The sequence below is a fragment of the Rhodococcus sp. IEGM 1307 genome, assembly GCF_030056915.1.
GTDB lineage: Bacteria > Actinomycetota > Actinomycetes > Mycobacteriales > Mycobacteriaceae > Rhodococcus_F > Rhodococcus_F opacus_D.
Map to the genome: position 1 here is coordinate 33,579 of NZ_JASHKW010000020.1, position 14,488 is coordinate 48,066.

The following is a 14,488-nucleotide window of genomic DNA, read 5'->3' on the forward strand; positions in this document are numbered from 1 at the left end:
GTCCGCCACTCGACATCGAAAATCGCTGCGTACCAGTCGAAGTGATTCGCATCATAAAATACTCGCCCGTAACCTACGGGACCGTAACCTACGGTACCGTAGGTGCATGGCGATATCGGACATCGAGGAATATGCACACCTGACACGCGCCGACGTCGAGGCCATCGGCCGCGACCTGGATGCGATCCGACGAGACATCGAGGAATCCCGCGGTGCACGCGACGCCCGGTACCTCCGCAACACCATCCGGCTGCAACGCGGCCTGGAACTCGGCGGCCGGGCGGTGCTCTTCGGTTCCCGCAAGCGCTCGCTGTGGGTGCTGGGCACCGGGATGCTCTCGTTGTCGAAGATCATCGAGAACATGGAGCTCGGGCACAACGTGATGCACGGGCAATGGGACTGGATGAACGATCCCGAGGTGCACTCCGTGAACTGGGAATGGGACAACGCCGATCCGTCGGCGCACTGGAAGATCACCCACAACTACGCGCACCACAAATACACCAACGTCCTCGGCATGGACGACGACGTGGGCTTCGGCCTGCTCCGCGTCACCCGTGACCAGCGCTGGAAGCCCTTCTACCTCGGCAACCTCGCCTACAACGCGATTCTCGCGGCGCTGTTCCAATACGGCCTCGCCATCCAATTGCTCGAACTGGGCAAAGTGACCCGAGGCCGGGACGACCGTGAACTCACCAAGACGCGCGGCAAGGAAGTGCTCGCCAAGCTCGGCAGGCAGACACTCAAGGACTATGTCGTGTACCCGGCACTGACGGGCAAGGCATGGAAGTCCACCGCAAAGGCGAACGCGACCGCCAACCTCGTCCGCAACCTGTGGACCAACGCCGTAATCTTCTGCGGCCACTTCCCGGACGGCGCCGAGAAATTCACCAAGACCGACGTCGACAACGAGACGCACGCCCAGTGGTACCTGCGGCAGATGCTCGGTTCCGCCAACATCTCGGGCGGCCCCGTCATGGACTTCATGACCGGCAACCTGAGCTACCAGATCGAGCACCATATTTTCCCGGACCTGCCCTCCAACCGCTACCACGAGATCTCGATCCGCGTGAAGCAGCTATGTGACAAGTACGACCTGCCGTACACGACCGGCCCGCTCGCGGTGCAGTACTGGAAGTCGTGGCGGACCATCGCGAAACTCTCGCTTCCCGACAAGTACCTCACCGACACCCGCGACGCCGCACCAGAGACCGCGTCCGAATCCGGGTTCGGCGGTCCTCCCGCCACCGATCCACTCACCGGCCGCCGCATCGGCCTGGCGACGACGATCACGAAGACGCGCAAACGCGGTCCCGTCCGCCGAATCCTCGGAATGCGCTGATCAGCAGCTATTCCGGGCTGCTGCGCTGGGTGAACGTTCTCGGGAGTCTCGGTGGTCGAACGCCCGGCGCGCGCTACGACTGACCTGCCCCGCACGCTCGCCGTCGTCGACCGGCCCATCGTGCCACGAACAACCAGGTCAGCGGTGGCGGACCCGCACGAAACGCTCGTGAACTTCTGAACAACACGAAGACGGCGAGGGGCTTGAATGGTTACGCTTCGCATGCTTTTTCGTATCGGTTGCAGTACGTACTGAATGGGGATCGGCATGACGAACATCAGCACAGCTCCACCCGGACACAGATCCTTCACCCGCCTGGCGGCGGTCGCAGGTATCGCCGTACTTGCCATGGTGATGGGTAACGGCACCGCCGCGGCCGGTGTCGACAACTCCAGTTCCGTCATCGACGCGGACGGCAACCGCATCGAGGTCCTGCAGGGCGACACGCAGTATCAGGTCGTTCCGCCGCTCGACGGCGTACCGACCAGCGTCGAGTTCTTCCACAACGGATACGCCGGGGTGAACATCAGCGGCCCCGACGCCGCGGAATTCGAGGGCACACAACTGACCGTCGGATACCAGATCGGCTACCCGGTTGCGCTGGCAGGTGCGACCATCGTCCTCAATTCGCCCGGCCTGGGGTTCGCGATCGGGTCGGACACCGGCATCGACCTGGGGCTTATCCCCGACTTCACGCTGGATCTGAGCGCGGGGACCAACGTGGAGCTGGCGGGTGACATCATCCCGTCGCAGGAACTGGACATCGACCTGGAGCCGGGCGGTATCACCGAGGTCCCGCTGCTCGAGGGTCAGGAGTTCGACGGACCCGAGGCGCTGGTGCGGATGCAGGGCGTTCACGGTTCCATCTCCGGAGCGATCGGACCGGTCACCATCCGGCCGTATGCGAAGGCCGTCACAGCCAACGGCGACACCGTTATGACCTACGGTGTGCCGCAGAAGCTCAACTGAGAGAGAACACGAACAGGTTTCGGTGAAACACGTCGGGTCGCCATCTCGATCGTGGATGGCGACCCGACGCGACCACGCCTACGACGTCACCAGTTCCTGGATCTTCTCGCGGGCAGCCCGCTCGACGAGAAGGGGCACGAAGCCGCATACCTTCCGGTCCGCGAAGTGGCTGTGCGCGGAGCGCACGACCTCTTCGATGGCCTCCCGGGAGATGTCCGGGTGACGCGTCTCCAGGCGATCGATGACCCTGGTGACGTGGAGTTCACGATGACCTGGGTTGCGGGACTGGTCCCGCCCCCGAACCACGCCTCCGCGCTCTCCCTCCGCCTGACCGGCAATCGACTCGGACAAGTCTTCATCCCGCTCACCGCCGGCGCCGACGCCGTCTTCGTGCTGACCGGTGGGGCGGCGATCTCGACCTGGCTGGCGCTCGCGAGAGGCTGACATTGCTCTCTCCCCCACTCCACTCGGTCGATCGGCCAGCTCGCCCTCATCGTTGCGCCGCAACCGAACCGCGTTTCCAGAACGTTTGTGGCAGTCCTGGCTCGACGAGGGTCACCGAGCAGAGCGCGATGCCCGCGTACCCGTTCTGACGACATGGCACGCACCCTGGCGTCGCCGTTGCATGCTCGTGCACTCGGGCGGCTCACTGAGTGTCGGTGGTCCGAATTCCGTTCCTCTGCAGCCGGACTCAGCTCGCTGCGGGCTCAGGGTTCGTGGCGAGCAGGTCGAGGGCGATGTCGACGATGAGGTCTTCCTGTCCGCCGACGAGGCCGCGGCGGCCGACTTCGAGGAGGATGGTGCGCACGTCGATGCCGTATCGCTGGGATGCGGCTTCGGCGTGCCGGAGGAAGGACGAGTACACGCCGGCGTAGCCGAGGGTGAGGGTTTCCCGGTCGACGCGCACGGGCCGGTCCTGGAGCGGCCGGACGAGGTCGTCGGCGGCGTCCTGGAGGGCGAACAGGTCGCTGTTGTGCTTCCAGCCCTGCAGGTCCGCGACCGCGATGAACGGTTCGATCGGGCAGTTGCCGGCGCCGGCGCCGTGCCCGGCCAGTGAGGCGTCGACCCGGGTGACACCCTCTTCGACGGCGACGACGGAATTGGCGACCGACAGTGACAGGTTCTCGTGGGCGTGGATGCCGATCTCGGTGGCCTCGTCGAGCACGTCCCGGTAGGCGCGGACCCGGTCGCGGACGCCGTCCATGGTCAACCGGCCGCCGGAGTCGGTGACGTAGACGCAGTGCGCGCCGTAGGACTCCATGAGCTTGGCCTGGGCGGCGAGCTCGGGTGCGGTGGTCATGTGGCTCATCATGAGGAAGCCGGAGACGTCCATGCCGAGTTCCCGGGCTTTTCCGATGTGTTGGGCGGCGACGTCCGCTTCGGTGCAATGAGTCGCTACGCGGACGGACCGCACGCCCAGTCGGTAGGCGTGTTCGAGTTCGGCGATGGTGCCGATGCCGGGCAGCAGCAGGGTGGTCAGCCGGGCGTGGGTGAGGTTGGCGGAGGCGGCTTCGATCCATTCCCAGTCGGTGTTGCTGCCGGGGCCGTAGTTCAGCGAGCCGCCGGCGAGTCCGTCGCCGTGGGCGACCTCGATGCCGTCGACACCGGCGGCGTCGAGCGCGGCCACGATCTTGCCGACGTCGTCGGGGGTGATGCGGTGGCGGACGGCGTGCATGCCGTCGCGGAGGGTGACGTCTTGGATGAACAGCCTGGTGGTCATCGGGTGGCTCCCTGGGTTGCCGTCGGGGCGGCGATCGTGTCGGCGACGGACTCGGCGTAGCGCACTGCGGCCGAGGTCATGATGTCGAGGTTTCCGGCGTAGGCGGGCAGGTAGTGGGCGGCGCCTTCGACTTCGAGGAACACCGTCACCTGGTGGGTGGGGGCGGCCGTGTCGCCGGAGGCGAGCAGGGTGTGCACGGGTTGGCCGTCCGGGACCGGGGTGATCTGGACCTGTTGCTTGAGTCGGTAGCCGGGCACGTAGGTCGCGACGTGGTCGACCATCGTCTGGATCGAGTCGCGGACCTTGTCGTGGGTGGCCGGGTGGGGGGCGGAGATCAGGCACAGGACGGTATCGCGCATGATCAGCGGCGGGTCGGCCGGGTTGAGGATGATGATGGCCTTGCCGCGGCGGGCGCCGCCGACGGTTTCGATGGCGTGGGAGGTGGTTTCGGTGAACTCGTCGATGTTCGCGCGGGTGCCCGGTCCGGCGGACTTCGAGGCGATGGAGGCGACGATTTCGGCGTAGGCGACCGGTGTCACGCGGGAGACGGCGGCGACGATCGGGATGGTGGCCTGACCGCCGCAGGTGACCATGTTGACGTTGGTGGCGTCCCGGTGTTCGTCGAGGTTGACCGCCGGCACCACGAACGGGCCGAGGGCGGCCGGGGTGAGGTCGATCAGCCGTTTGCCGAGCGGTTCGAGCAGGGCGGCGTTGGCGGCGTGTGCCTTGGCGGAGGTGGCGTCGAAGATCACGTCGATCTCGTCGAAGTTCGGCAACTGAAGGAGGCCTTGGACGCCGCCGGCGGTGGTGGGGACGCCGAGGCGGCGGGCGCGGGCGAGCCCGTCGGAGTCGGGGTCGATGCCGACCATCGCGCCCATCTGCAGGACGTCGGAGTGGCGGATCACCTTGATCATCAGGTCGGTGCCGATGTTGCCGGATCCGATCACCGCGACGGTGACCTTACGGGTGTTTACGCTCATGATGCTCACTCCTGGGTGAAGGTGGCGGTGACCGATCCGAGACCGGTGATGTCGGCGCGGACGGTGCCGGCGGTGTCGATGACGGCCATCGGCCCGAGGGCGCCGGACAAGATCACCTGCCCGGCGCGCAGTGGTTGACCGAACTCGCGTGCGGTGCGTGCGAGCCAGGCCAGCGCCCGCAACGGGTCACCGAGGCAGGCGGCGCCGGTTCCGGTCGACACCTCGGTGTCGTCGATGAACATCTGCATCTGCGCGGCGACCGGGTCGACGGAGTCGAGGGTGCGCCGGTCGGCGCCGAGGACGAACAGTCCGCTCGACCCGTTGTCGGCGACGGTGTCTCCGAAGGTGATGTCCCACCCGGCGATTCGGCTGTCGACGATCTCGAGGGCGGCCACCGCGTAGTCGACGGCGCCGCGGATCTGGGCGTCGTCGAGCGGCCCGTCCACCAGATCGTGTGCGAGGACGAACGCGATCTCCGCCTCCACCTTCGGCTGCAGCAGCCGCGACAGCGGAATCGGGCCGGCCTCCTGGCAGTGCATGTCGTCGAGCAGCACCCCGAAGTCCGGTTGGTCGACGCCGAGCTGCTGCTGGACCGCCGGGGAGGTCAGGCCGATCTTGCGGCCGACGACACTCGCTCCGGCGGCGATCCGGTCGGCGACGTTCCGTTCCTGGACGGCGTACGCGGCGGCGACGTCGTCGGTACCGATCAGGTTGCGGACCGGGGTGCACGGCGTGGAAGTAGCGGCGGCGGTGCTCAACCGCTCGGCGGCGGCGGCGACCGCGTCGGCGGAGGCTCGCGCCGTGGGGGGCAGGCTGGTGCCCTGAGGTGTGCTCATCTGACGTCCCGATGTGATCGTGGGGAATGGACTGTGGGTTCCACTGTCGCCGCCGGGGGATGGTCCGCCAAGCAGTGCGTTCCACTGAGCCGAACACACGCCGGTATCGTGGACAAACGTCGCAGGTGGCAGCGGAAGGGAGGAACCGACAGTGTCCGATCAGGAGTTCGACCGCACGACGGTGCTGGGCAAGGTCATGATGGTGCTGCACGCGTTCACCATCGACGACTCGACCCTGTCGCTGGCCGAACTGGTCCGCCGGACGTCCATCCCGAAGGGCACGCTGCACCGGGTGCTCACCGACATGGTGACGGTGCGGATGCTGGACCGCACAGATGCCGGTTACCGGCTCGGCGGCTCCCTGTTCGAGCTGGGCATGCGCGCGTCGGTCGAGCGCAGCCTGCTCGAGGTGGCGATCCCGTTCATGGAGGACCTCTATGTCCGCACCCACGAAACGGTGCACCTGGGCGTCCTCGACGGGACGGAGGTCGTGTACCTGTCGAAGATCGGCGGCCATCGGCAAGCCAGCGCACCATCGAGGATCGGGGGCCGGATGCCGGTGCACTGCACCGCAATCGGCAAGGTACTGCTCGCCCACGCCGACAAAGCGCTGCGGGAGCAGGTGCTTTCCGCTCCACTGCCCCGCTACACCCCGCGCACCATCATCCTGCCCGGACCGCTGCGCACCCAACTCGACCGCATCGCCGCCGAGCGCATGGCCTACGAATACGAGGAATCCGCAACCGGAATCGTGTGCGTAGCCGCCCCCGTCCGCGAGAGCGAGGACGTCGTCGCCGCGATCAGCGTGACAGGTCCGTCCCACCGCTTCCGGCCGGACAACCACACCAGCTCGGTCCGCGCAGCCGCAGAAGAAATCGGAGCCACCTTAGCGCGGCGATCAAGCCTGCTTCGGAAATGAAGGCCGGGGGTATGCTCGACTGGCTGGTCCGCTGAGTGGACCCGCCTGTCGGAGGATGTACATGAACGCGTCGTTGCTGGGAAAAGTGCGACTGCTACTCGACAGCTTCGATGCAGAGTCGGGAGCGCTGTCGTTGACCGAGCTCTCACGTCGGAGCGGGGTGGCGAAGGCGACCGTGTACCGACTTGCCGGGGAGATGGTCCAGATCGGGCTCCTGGAGCGGGTCGGAACCGACTACCGGCTGGGACTGCGCCTCTTCGAACTCGGCCAGCTGGTCCCGACGCAACGCATCATCCGGGATGCCGCGGTTCCGTTCATGCAGGACCTGCACTCGCTCACCCTCGAGACGGTGCACCTGGCGATTCGGGACGGCCTCGACGTCATGTTCGTGGAAAAGATCTCCGGTCACCGCAGCGCCCGGCTCCCATCTCGGATCGCCGGCCGTTTGCCGATCGAGGCCACGGCGACCGGTAAAGCAATTCTCGCGTACTCGCCATCGAGGGTGTTCGACGAGGTGGTCGCTCGTGGGTTCGCCCCCCTGACGACTCGGACCGTTGCCTCGGCTCTCCGCCTTCGCCGGCAACTCGATCGGGTCCGTACAGAGGGTTTCGCGTTGGAGGTCGAGGAGGTCGGAATCGGTATGACCAGTATCGCGGTACCCGTCTTCACCGGTTCGATGGTGGTCGGTGCGGTAAGCGTGACCACCACGACGTCGCGGATGAATGTCGGACGGGTGGCGAAGCCGTTGACGGCTGCGGGATCGAACATCAGTCGTGCCCTCCGTGGCGTCGCGCGTTCGGCCTGACACCGAACCCGAGCGAGAGAACGGCAAGGACAGCGCACCCGGTCATCGTGACGGCCACGGCGAGCGCGGTGTTCCCCAGGACGCCGACGACCGGGGCCACCACGGCGGCCGTACCGAACTGCGCGAACCCGACGATTGCCGCCGCGGTCCCGGCCGCGTCGCCGTGCCGGGTCAATGCCAGAGCCGGCGCATTCGGCATGACGAATCCGGTGGCACACAGTAAGGCCAGCACCGGCACCGCGAATCCGGCGAATCCCACAGTGCCATGAAGAGCCACGGCGACGAACATGACTCCAACGACGACGCTGACGGTGAGCGCGACGATACAGATCCGCACGGGAGACCAGCGGTCCAGCAGCCGTACGTTGAGTTGGGCCGCCCCGATCAGGACGACGCCACCGGCCGCGAATGCCATTCCGTACACGGTCGGATCCAGTTCGAACTCCCTCTGCATGACAAACGAGGATCCGGCGATATACGCCCACAGGACCGCACGGCCCAGTCCACACACGAGGACGAGCGTCATGAAGCGGCCGTCGCGGACGAGCCGGGTGTAGGTCCGGAGTGCAGGGGCAAGTCCGCGTCGGCTCCGGTGCGAGGGCGGAAGCGTTTCGGGCAATGCGACGGCACCGATCAGCATCAACAGGGCCGCGAGCGCGGCCAGCACGAGGAACACACCGTGCCACGACATGGTGGTCATGAGGATTCCGCCGATGCTCGGCGCCAGGATCGGGGCCACACCCATGACCAGCATCAGATGGGAGAACATGACAGCAGCGGCGCGGCCCGAGAAGAGGTCCCGGACAACGGCGGTCGCGATGACCGCAGTCGCCGCGGCGCCCACCCCCTGAACAGTCCGGAACGCACCGAGCACCGTGATGGTCGGCGCGAAATAGCACGCCACGGACGCGGCGACATGGACTGCCGTGCCCAGCAGGAGTGGGCGACGCCGACCGTAGCGGTCGGAGACCGGGCCGATCACCAGTTGTCCGAGAGCGAGACCGATCAGCGTTCCGGTCAGTGTCAGTTGCACCGTCGACTCCGAGGTCTCGAAGTCGACGGCGATGGCTGGTAGTGCCGGGAGATACATGTCCACGGTGAACGGGCCCAGTGCGGTGAGCACACCGAGGACGAGGACGAGCTGGATGCGTTTCATCCCGGCGGGTGGTGCGGGTATCAGCTCCGAGTAAGTGCTGCTCGTGGTCACGGGTGTCGCTGTTCGAGGAATCCCGTAACGAGCGAGTAGAAGTCGTGCGGACGTTCCTCCTGCAGGTGGTGGGACGCGCGGTCCATTATGTAGAGGTGGCCGTGCTTGATCATTCGGGCCAGCATCAGTGGATAGTCCGGCGTCAGGAAGGCGTCGTGCATTCCCCACGCGAACAGAACCGGTGCCTCGATCATCCCGAGTTCGGTCGTCAGATCCTGCCAGTCCCCACGCGGATTGTCCGACGCCGCGGCCAGCGCCATCTCGTCGGGATCGAGACTTTGCCGGTACCGCATCTCGAGCGTGTCGTCCGGCAGCTGGACTCCGTCGAACCATTCGAGGCGAGTGATGAGTTGCCGCATCTTCTCGCGGGTGGGACCGTCGCCGCCGTAGTACACGTCCCGGGCGTTGCGGCCGCGTCGGCCGTCCTCCGGCAATGGGGCGAGCGGTCCGTAGAAGACCGGCATACTTCCGGTGATCACCAGAGCACGCACCCGGTCGGGGTATTTCGCCGCGAGATTCAGTGCGATCGTCCCGCCCCAGGAATTGCAGACGAAATCAGCTCGGGCGATGCCGAGTTCGTCGAGGAGGGCGACCATCTTGGCTGCGTGGAAGTCCCACATCGGTCCGCTGATGGTGCACTTGTCGGACTTGCCGTACTGGAGGATGTCGACGAGCACGGCTCGACGATTGTCGGCGAAGAGTGGTGCGACGGGTCCGAAGTCGGACCACGCCGTGCAGCCGGGGCCGCCGCCGTGCAGGAAGATCGTCGGAGACCCCTCGCCCATGTCGTGGTAATGGAACTTCACGCCCGCGGCGGTGGCGTACAGACTGTTCGGTGGATGTGCCATGACCACACCTGACCCGATCGGCGGCGGCGGCGGAAGCATCGCGGTCCGCTGGATGGTCCGGGACCGTGGTGATGCCGCCACACCGGATCTAGCTTTCGCCCATGCGAACTGGTCTAGATTCAGCCTTCGAACGCGCGTGCCGGATGATCGGGACCACCACGCATCGCCGCCTCGGGGCGGTGAGAGCAGCGGAGTCCGTGGCATTCGCGAGAGCGTCGGCGGAACGCGATCCTCGGTTTCTCGACTCCGGACGAGACGACTTCCGGGTCCACCCGATGTACCTGCCCAGCATGCTGCGAGGACCGGACGGCGCCGACAGCGAGGAGTATCGCCCCGACGGCATGTTCGCCGATGAGGTGCCCGGCACGGCGGGGCTGGACGTGCGCCTGCTGGCGGGAGGACAGACCATCGAGTTCTGTTCGACACCTCCGCTCGGCGAGCCCATCGAGGTCACACGCACCGTGAACGGTGTCGACTGGAAGGACAGTGATAGCGGTGAGTTCCTTCTGATCACCGTGTCCAAGACCTACCGCGTCACGGGATCGGTCACGCTGGCAATTGTCACGGAACGGTTCATCGTCCGATGACGCCCAGTGGCGGATGGATGGTCGGCGATGCTCTCGAACAGGTTGCGCTGCAGTGCGATCCGGTCCAGATTCTACGTTTCGGTGCAACCACCCACAATGCACACCGCATTCACTACGACACCGACTACGCCCGTGCCGAGGGCCTTCCCGACCCGGTGGTGATGGCTCAGCTGCAGGGGACGCTGTTCTTCCGGGCCGCCGCCCGCCTGGCCGGCGAGGTCGGTGCGGTGACGTCCGTGACGTGGCGCAACCGAGCGCCCGCCCCCGTGGGGTGTGTCCTGACGGTCAGCGGAACCGTCACCCGGATCGAGGGTGACCGGATCGAGGTCACCCTCGTCGAACACGCCGACGACGGGGCATTGTGCGCTGAGGGCAGCGCGGTGATCACCACGACACCTCGATCGTCACGACGGTGAACCCGGTCTGCTGAGCGAACCGGATTTGTTGAGGTGCGGGGCGATCGATCGGAAGATCTCCTGCATCACTTGATCTCATCTCGAGAGGACTTCACATGACTGGTGTCGAGGCGCCGGAGAACTCGCAGGTTCTCCCGGAGAGGCCGCGCGCGGCCGGTCGGCAGGACTGGACCGCCTGGCCTCGATACAACGAGGCAGGCAGTGGTTACCGCGGATACTGGTACCCGGTGACGTGGGCGAACCATGTAACAGGTGAGCCGACGAGCTACACCATCTGCGGCGAGAAGCTCGCGCTCATTCGCGACGCGGGCAAGGTCTACGCACTGCATGACCGCTGCCCCCATCGTGGCGTCCCGCTGTCGGAGGGCGATCAACAGTTCCCGGGGACCGTCAGCTGTCCCTATCACGGGTGGACGTTCCGGCTCACCGACGGCAAACTGGCCGCCGTCATCACCGACGGGCCGGATTCGAAGATCTGCGGCAAACTGTCCGTGCAGACCTACTCGGTGGAAGAACGCCTGGGCCTGGTCTGGGTGTACATCCCGATCGGCAACGAGCCCGTGCCGTCGATCGACGAGCAGTTGCCCCGTGAGCTCGTCGAGAACGAAGGCGTCGTCGGGGGCCGGATCCAACCGCGGGGCGGCAATTGGCGCTTCGCCTGCGAGAACGGATTCGACGAAGGACATGCGAAGTACCTGCACCGCACCGCGTTGTGGCGGTTGTTCAAGCCGATGCCGACGTGGAACATCACCAGCATCGTCCCCGAAGGCCGGTGGATCTACCGGGTCCAAGACGAGGTCTACTGGGAGGCCGAATTTCCTGGCGTCGGGAAGTGGACGAACAAGCGCTGGTGGAAGAAGAAGCCCGACGAGAGCCAGATCTCGCAGATCGGCAACGTCGGCGCCGGCGTGAAGGTGAATCCGGTGATCGCAGCCCAGAACTTCCCGGGCTTCGCCTCGTTGTCGATGCCGGGTGTGCTGCGGATCGCCTATCCCAACTTCATTCACTACGAGTTCTATGTTCCGGTCGACGAGGATCACCACCAGTACGTGGGACTCATGGTCAACTTCGAGACCGGGATGAAGAGGCTCGGCTTCTACGCCAAATACCTCGGTGCCGTGCGGTGGCTGTTCCACGGCCAGTTCTCGGGCCAGGACGAGTGGATGGTCCGCGTCACCGACGCTCCGCCGGAGAAGCTGTACCGACCCGACGTCTCGCTCACAACGTGGCGCAATCTCGCCGAAGAGGAATATGGGGAGAAGATCGCGGCTGCAGTCGCTTTCGCGCCGGCAACATCCGATCGACCGGTTCGTGAGCGCCGTGCCTCCGCGGCGCGGAAGACTGCGCAGCCGGCGACATCCACCGAGTCGGCCAATGGGGCGAGCGCACCCACTGCGGCCGACGCCGACTAGAGGAGAATTTCGATGTTCAAGACTCTGACCGGCGTGACGTTCGGCGTCCTGCTCGCCACCGGCGTGCCGAGGGCATGGCGTTTCGTCGCCGCACGCAGCAACACCCAGGTTCACCGGATCAACTCGTGACGGCCGCAACCGCAACCCCGCTCGCGGGCCTCGACGAGCAGCGCCGCGCCTGGACCGAACAGGCGTCGGCGACGGTCGATCGTGAGCGATTGCGGGAGTTGATCATCGGCCTGGTGGACATTGCCAGCCCGACCGGCGACGAAGCGCCACTCGCACAACACATCACAGAGACGTTCACGGCCAGCGGCATCGAAGCGCACACGATGGATCTCGACGACCGCCAAGCCAACTCGTGGGCACGGTTGCGCGGTGACGGGTCGGGGCCGGACCTCATGCTGTACGCCCCGATCGACACCGTCACCAGTGGCAACAGCGAGGAAGACCTGCCCTGGGCGGCGGAGACTCTCCGTCCCGACATGACGCCGCGGGCCCACAGCCAGGATGACTACGTCATCGGCCTCGGTGCGTCGAATCCCAAGGGACATGCCGCCTGCGTAATGGCGGCGATCGAAGCAGTGCATGCTGCGGGAATACCGCTCACCGGTGACCTGGTCGCGGCTTTCGGGGCCGGCGGAATGCCGACGAATCCTCGCCCGGGCGTGGGAAACCCGCGCCGCAACACCGGCCAGGGCGTGGGCTGTTCGTTTCTCCTCGAACAGGGAGTCTGCGCAGATTTCGCGCTCATCGCCAAGCCCGGGTGGACGGTCTCATGGGAGGAGGTGGGCCTGGCCTGGTTCGAGGTCACCGTGCACGGCACCCACACTTACGTCGGATCCCGGCACCGACTGCCGTACCGCAACCCCGTCGCGCTGGCGGGCGAGGTGGCAGTACGCCTGGAGCAATGGTTCCCGCAGTACTCGCAGGCGCACCGGAACGGCCTGGTGCTTCCCCAGGGCATGGTCGCGAACATCCGGGGTGGGTGCGAGCGGACCGCCTCGTTCACCCCTGCTCAGGTGCGGATGATGGTGGATCTGCGCCTGAGCCCACGGACCACACCGACCGCCGCCAAACGCGAGCTGGTCGACGCTGTGCGGCGGATAGCCACCGAACTGGACGCCCGCATCGACGTGGAGCAGATCCTATCGATCCCGGGCGAGTCGTCCGACGAGCGGATGTGGCTCTGCCGCAGCGCCGTAGCGGCCTGGGAGGCGGTCGAGGGTCAACCGCACCGCCCGGTCCGCGACGGCAGCGGCGCCACGGACGCGAACATCCTGCGCAACCGGGGAATCCCGACTGTCCGGGTCGGCATGCCCAAGGTCGTGGACGCACCGTTCGAGGTGGACTTCGCCATGGGCATGAACACCGTCGACCTGGCCGAGGCCGAGAAGCTGACCCGATACCTGATCCGTGTTGCCGTCGACACGGCGACCCGCACACTCGAGGAAGTAGGAGCAGGCTGATGGCCGAGATCGTCTTGGGGGTGGGTGCGTCGCACAGCACCCTCATGAACACCCATTGGGAGGAAACGACACACAAAGCCGAGGCGGAACGCTTCCGGGAGGCGCTGGTCACTGCGCGGGAGCGGATCGCCGCGGCGCGGCCCGACGTGGTGATCCTGCTGGGGTCGAATCACTTCAGAGGGTTCTGGCTCGATCTCGTTCCGCCCTTCACGCTCGGCGTGGGCGAGTGCATCGCGAGCGGCGAGTCGGGTACCCCGAAGGGCCCGCAGCGTGTCGACGCGCACCTGGCCGGCCACCTCGCCGCGCAGGTGGTGGAGAGCGGACGGTTCGATCTCGCATTCTCCGCCCGCCTGCAGATCGACCACGGGCAGTCGCATGCCATCCAGTACCTGCTGGCGGACCTCGACGTGCCCATCGTGCCTCTGGTCGTCAATGTCTTCGCACCACCGCTGCCGACCTTCGGGCGCTGTCAGGCGCTCGCACACGCGCTCCGCGCGGCGCTCGACTCGTATCCGGAGGACAAGCGGGTGGTCGTGATCGCGTCCGGTGGTCTGTCGCACCGGCTGCCATGGCCGGACTGGCGTGATCCGCACGGTGAGGACGACGACTTCATGGTGCAGGCCTGGCTCGACGGTCGCGAGAACTGGTCGGACTACGACGTGCGCCGGCGGGAGATCATCCGCGCGGCCGAGGCGGCCATCTCACCGCAGTTCGACGACCGGATCCTCGATCTCTTCGAGACCGGCAAGGCGGCCGAACTCGCGGAGTTCTCGACCGACGAGGTCGACACCGAGGCAGGTAACGGTGCGCAAGAACTCCGCACCTGGCTCATGATGGCCGCGATGGTGAACTACGTTCCCGCGGAACGCCTTGCCTACGAGCCCATGCCGGAATGGCTCACGGGGATGGGCGTCGTCGTCCTCGATCCCACCACTCGGCCGCTCGCGCCGTGACTCGTCAACCCTTCACACCCGACAA

The 14,488-nt window shown here is 66.4% G+C and carries 15 protein-coding genes and 1 pseudogene; 10 read left to right on the plus strand and 6 right to left on the minus strand.

Features of this window, described 5'->3' with window-relative positions:
- Positions 1-106: 106 nt before the first annotated feature.
- Positions 107-1,342 carry a fatty acid desaturase family protein gene (locus tag QM841_RS31475; protein ID WP_283334992.1) on the plus strand — a complete coding sequence of 412 codons (1,236 nt, stop codon included), beginning with the start codon at positions 107-109 and terminating at the stop codon, positions 1,340-1,342.
- Positions 1,343-1,609: 267 nt separating this feature from the next.
- The gene (locus QM841_RS31480; RefSeq protein WP_280780176.1) at positions 1,610-2,311 is read left to right on the plus strand and encodes an MspA family porin; all 702 of its coding nucleotides are present in this window, start codon (positions 1,610-1,612) and stop codon (positions 2,309-2,311) included.
- Between the two features lie 78 nt (positions 2,312-2,389).
- Here QM841_RS31480 and QM841_RS43520 read toward each other — a convergent pair whose 3' ends face one another.
- Entirely contained in the window at positions 2,390-2,617 is a 228-nt protein-coding gene (locus tag QM841_RS43520) for a three-helix bundle dimerization domain-containing protein (protein ID WP_411194590.1), read from the minus strand.
- Here QM841_RS43520 and QM841_RS31485 point away from each other — a divergent pair.
- Positions 2,576-2,755 (plus strand): annotated as a pseudogene (locus QM841_RS31485) (MFS transporter); the annotation flags it as partial. The gene QM841_RS43520 and the pseudogene QM841_RS31485 overlap by 42 nt on opposite strands.
- A 247-nt stretch (positions 2,756-3,002) precedes the next feature.
- Here QM841_RS31485 and dmpG read toward each other — a convergent pair.
- The 3 genes from dmpG to QM841_RS31500 are packed head-to-tail and all read right to left on the minus strand — an operon-like array spanning position 3,003 to position 5,847.
- Positions 3,003-4,031, minus strand: a complete 1,029-nt coding sequence (dmpG, locus tag QM841_RS31490; protein WP_283334993.1) for a 4-hydroxy-2-oxovalerate aldolase — start codon at positions 4,029-4,031, stop codon at positions 3,003-3,005.
- A complete protein-coding gene (locus QM841_RS31495) occupies positions 4,028-5,011 on the minus strand; it encodes an acetaldehyde dehydrogenase (acetylating) (protein WP_283334994.1) in 984 nt (327 codons plus the stop codon). Before QM841_RS31495 ends, dmpG begins: the two co-directional genes overlap by 4 nt.
- 5 nt (positions 5,012-5,016) lie before the next feature.
- Positions 5,017-5,847, minus strand: a complete 831-nt coding sequence (locus tag QM841_RS31500) for a 2-keto-4-pentenoate hydratase (protein ID WP_283334995.1) — start codon at positions 5,845-5,847, stop codon at positions 5,017-5,019.
- A gap of 151 nt (positions 5,848-5,998) precedes the next feature.
- Here QM841_RS31500 and QM841_RS31505 point away from each other — a divergent pair, with 151 nt between their 5' ends.
- Together QM841_RS31505 and QM841_RS31510 are read left to right on the plus strand one after the other, a co-directional pair.
- Positions 5,999-6,766 (plus strand): IclR family transcriptional regulator, encoded by a 768-nt coding sequence (locus tag QM841_RS31505; protein ID WP_283334996.1) that lies wholly within the window; start codon positions 5,999-6,001, stop codon positions 6,764-6,766.
- Positions 6,767-6,827: 61 nt separating this feature from the next.
- Positions 6,828-7,571, plus strand: coding sequence for an IclR family transcriptional regulator (locus tag QM841_RS31510; RefSeq protein ID WP_283334997.1), 744 nt, complete (start codon positions 6,828-6,830; stop codon positions 7,569-7,571).
- On the opposite strand, the gene QM841_RS31515 is transcribed toward QM841_RS31510, so the two are convergent.
- Both QM841_RS31515 and QM841_RS31520 read right to left on the minus strand, forming a co-directional pair.
- Positions 7,534-8,778, minus strand: coding sequence for a multidrug effflux MFS transporter (locus QM841_RS31515; RefSeq protein ID WP_283334998.1), 1,245 nt, complete (start codon positions 8,776-8,778; stop codon positions 7,534-7,536). The two genes, QM841_RS31510 and QM841_RS31515, sit on opposite strands and share 38 nt — an antisense overlap.
- A complete protein-coding gene (locus tag QM841_RS31520) occupies positions 8,775-9,626 on the minus strand; it encodes an alpha/beta fold hydrolase (RefSeq protein ID WP_283334999.1) in 852 nt (283 codons plus the stop codon). Before QM841_RS31520 ends, QM841_RS31515 begins: the two co-directional genes overlap by 4 nt.
- A gap of 101 nt (positions 9,627-9,727) precedes the next feature.
- Between QM841_RS31520 and QM841_RS31525 the strand changes: the two genes are divergently transcribed.
- The 5 genes from QM841_RS31525 (at position 9,728) to QM841_RS31545 (ending at position 14,463) form a co-directional block, all read left to right on the plus strand.
- Positions 9,728-10,213: a hypothetical protein gene (locus QM841_RS31525; protein ID WP_283335000.1), complete on the plus strand. Its 486-nt coding sequence runs from the start codon at positions 9,728-9,730 to the stop codon at positions 10,211-10,213.
- On the plus strand, positions 10,210-10,629 hold the full coding sequence (locus QM841_RS31530; RefSeq protein WP_283335001.1) for a hotdog family protein: 420 nt from the start codon (positions 10,210-10,212) through the stop codon (positions 10,627-10,629). Before QM841_RS31525 ends, QM841_RS31530 begins: the two co-directional genes overlap by 4 nt.
- A gap of 95 nt (positions 10,630-10,724) precedes the next feature.
- On the plus strand, positions 10,725-12,041 hold the full coding sequence (locus tag QM841_RS31535) for a Rieske 2Fe-2S domain-containing protein (RefSeq protein ID WP_283335002.1): 1,317 nt from the start codon (positions 10,725-10,727) through the stop codon (positions 12,039-12,041).
- Positions 12,042-12,166: 125 nt separating this feature from the next.
- Positions 12,167-13,510, plus strand: a complete 1,344-nt coding sequence (locus QM841_RS31540) for a M20 family metallopeptidase (protein WP_283335003.1) — start codon at positions 12,167-12,169, stop codon at positions 13,508-13,510.
- On the plus strand, positions 13,510-14,463 hold the full coding sequence (locus QM841_RS31545; protein WP_283335004.1) for a DODA-type extradiol aromatic ring-opening family dioxygenase: 954 nt from the start codon (positions 13,510-13,512) through the stop codon (positions 14,461-14,463). The genes QM841_RS31540 and QM841_RS31545 overlap by 1 nt, the downstream gene beginning before the upstream one ends.
- The last annotated feature ends 25 nt before the right edge of the window (positions 14,464-14,488 follow it).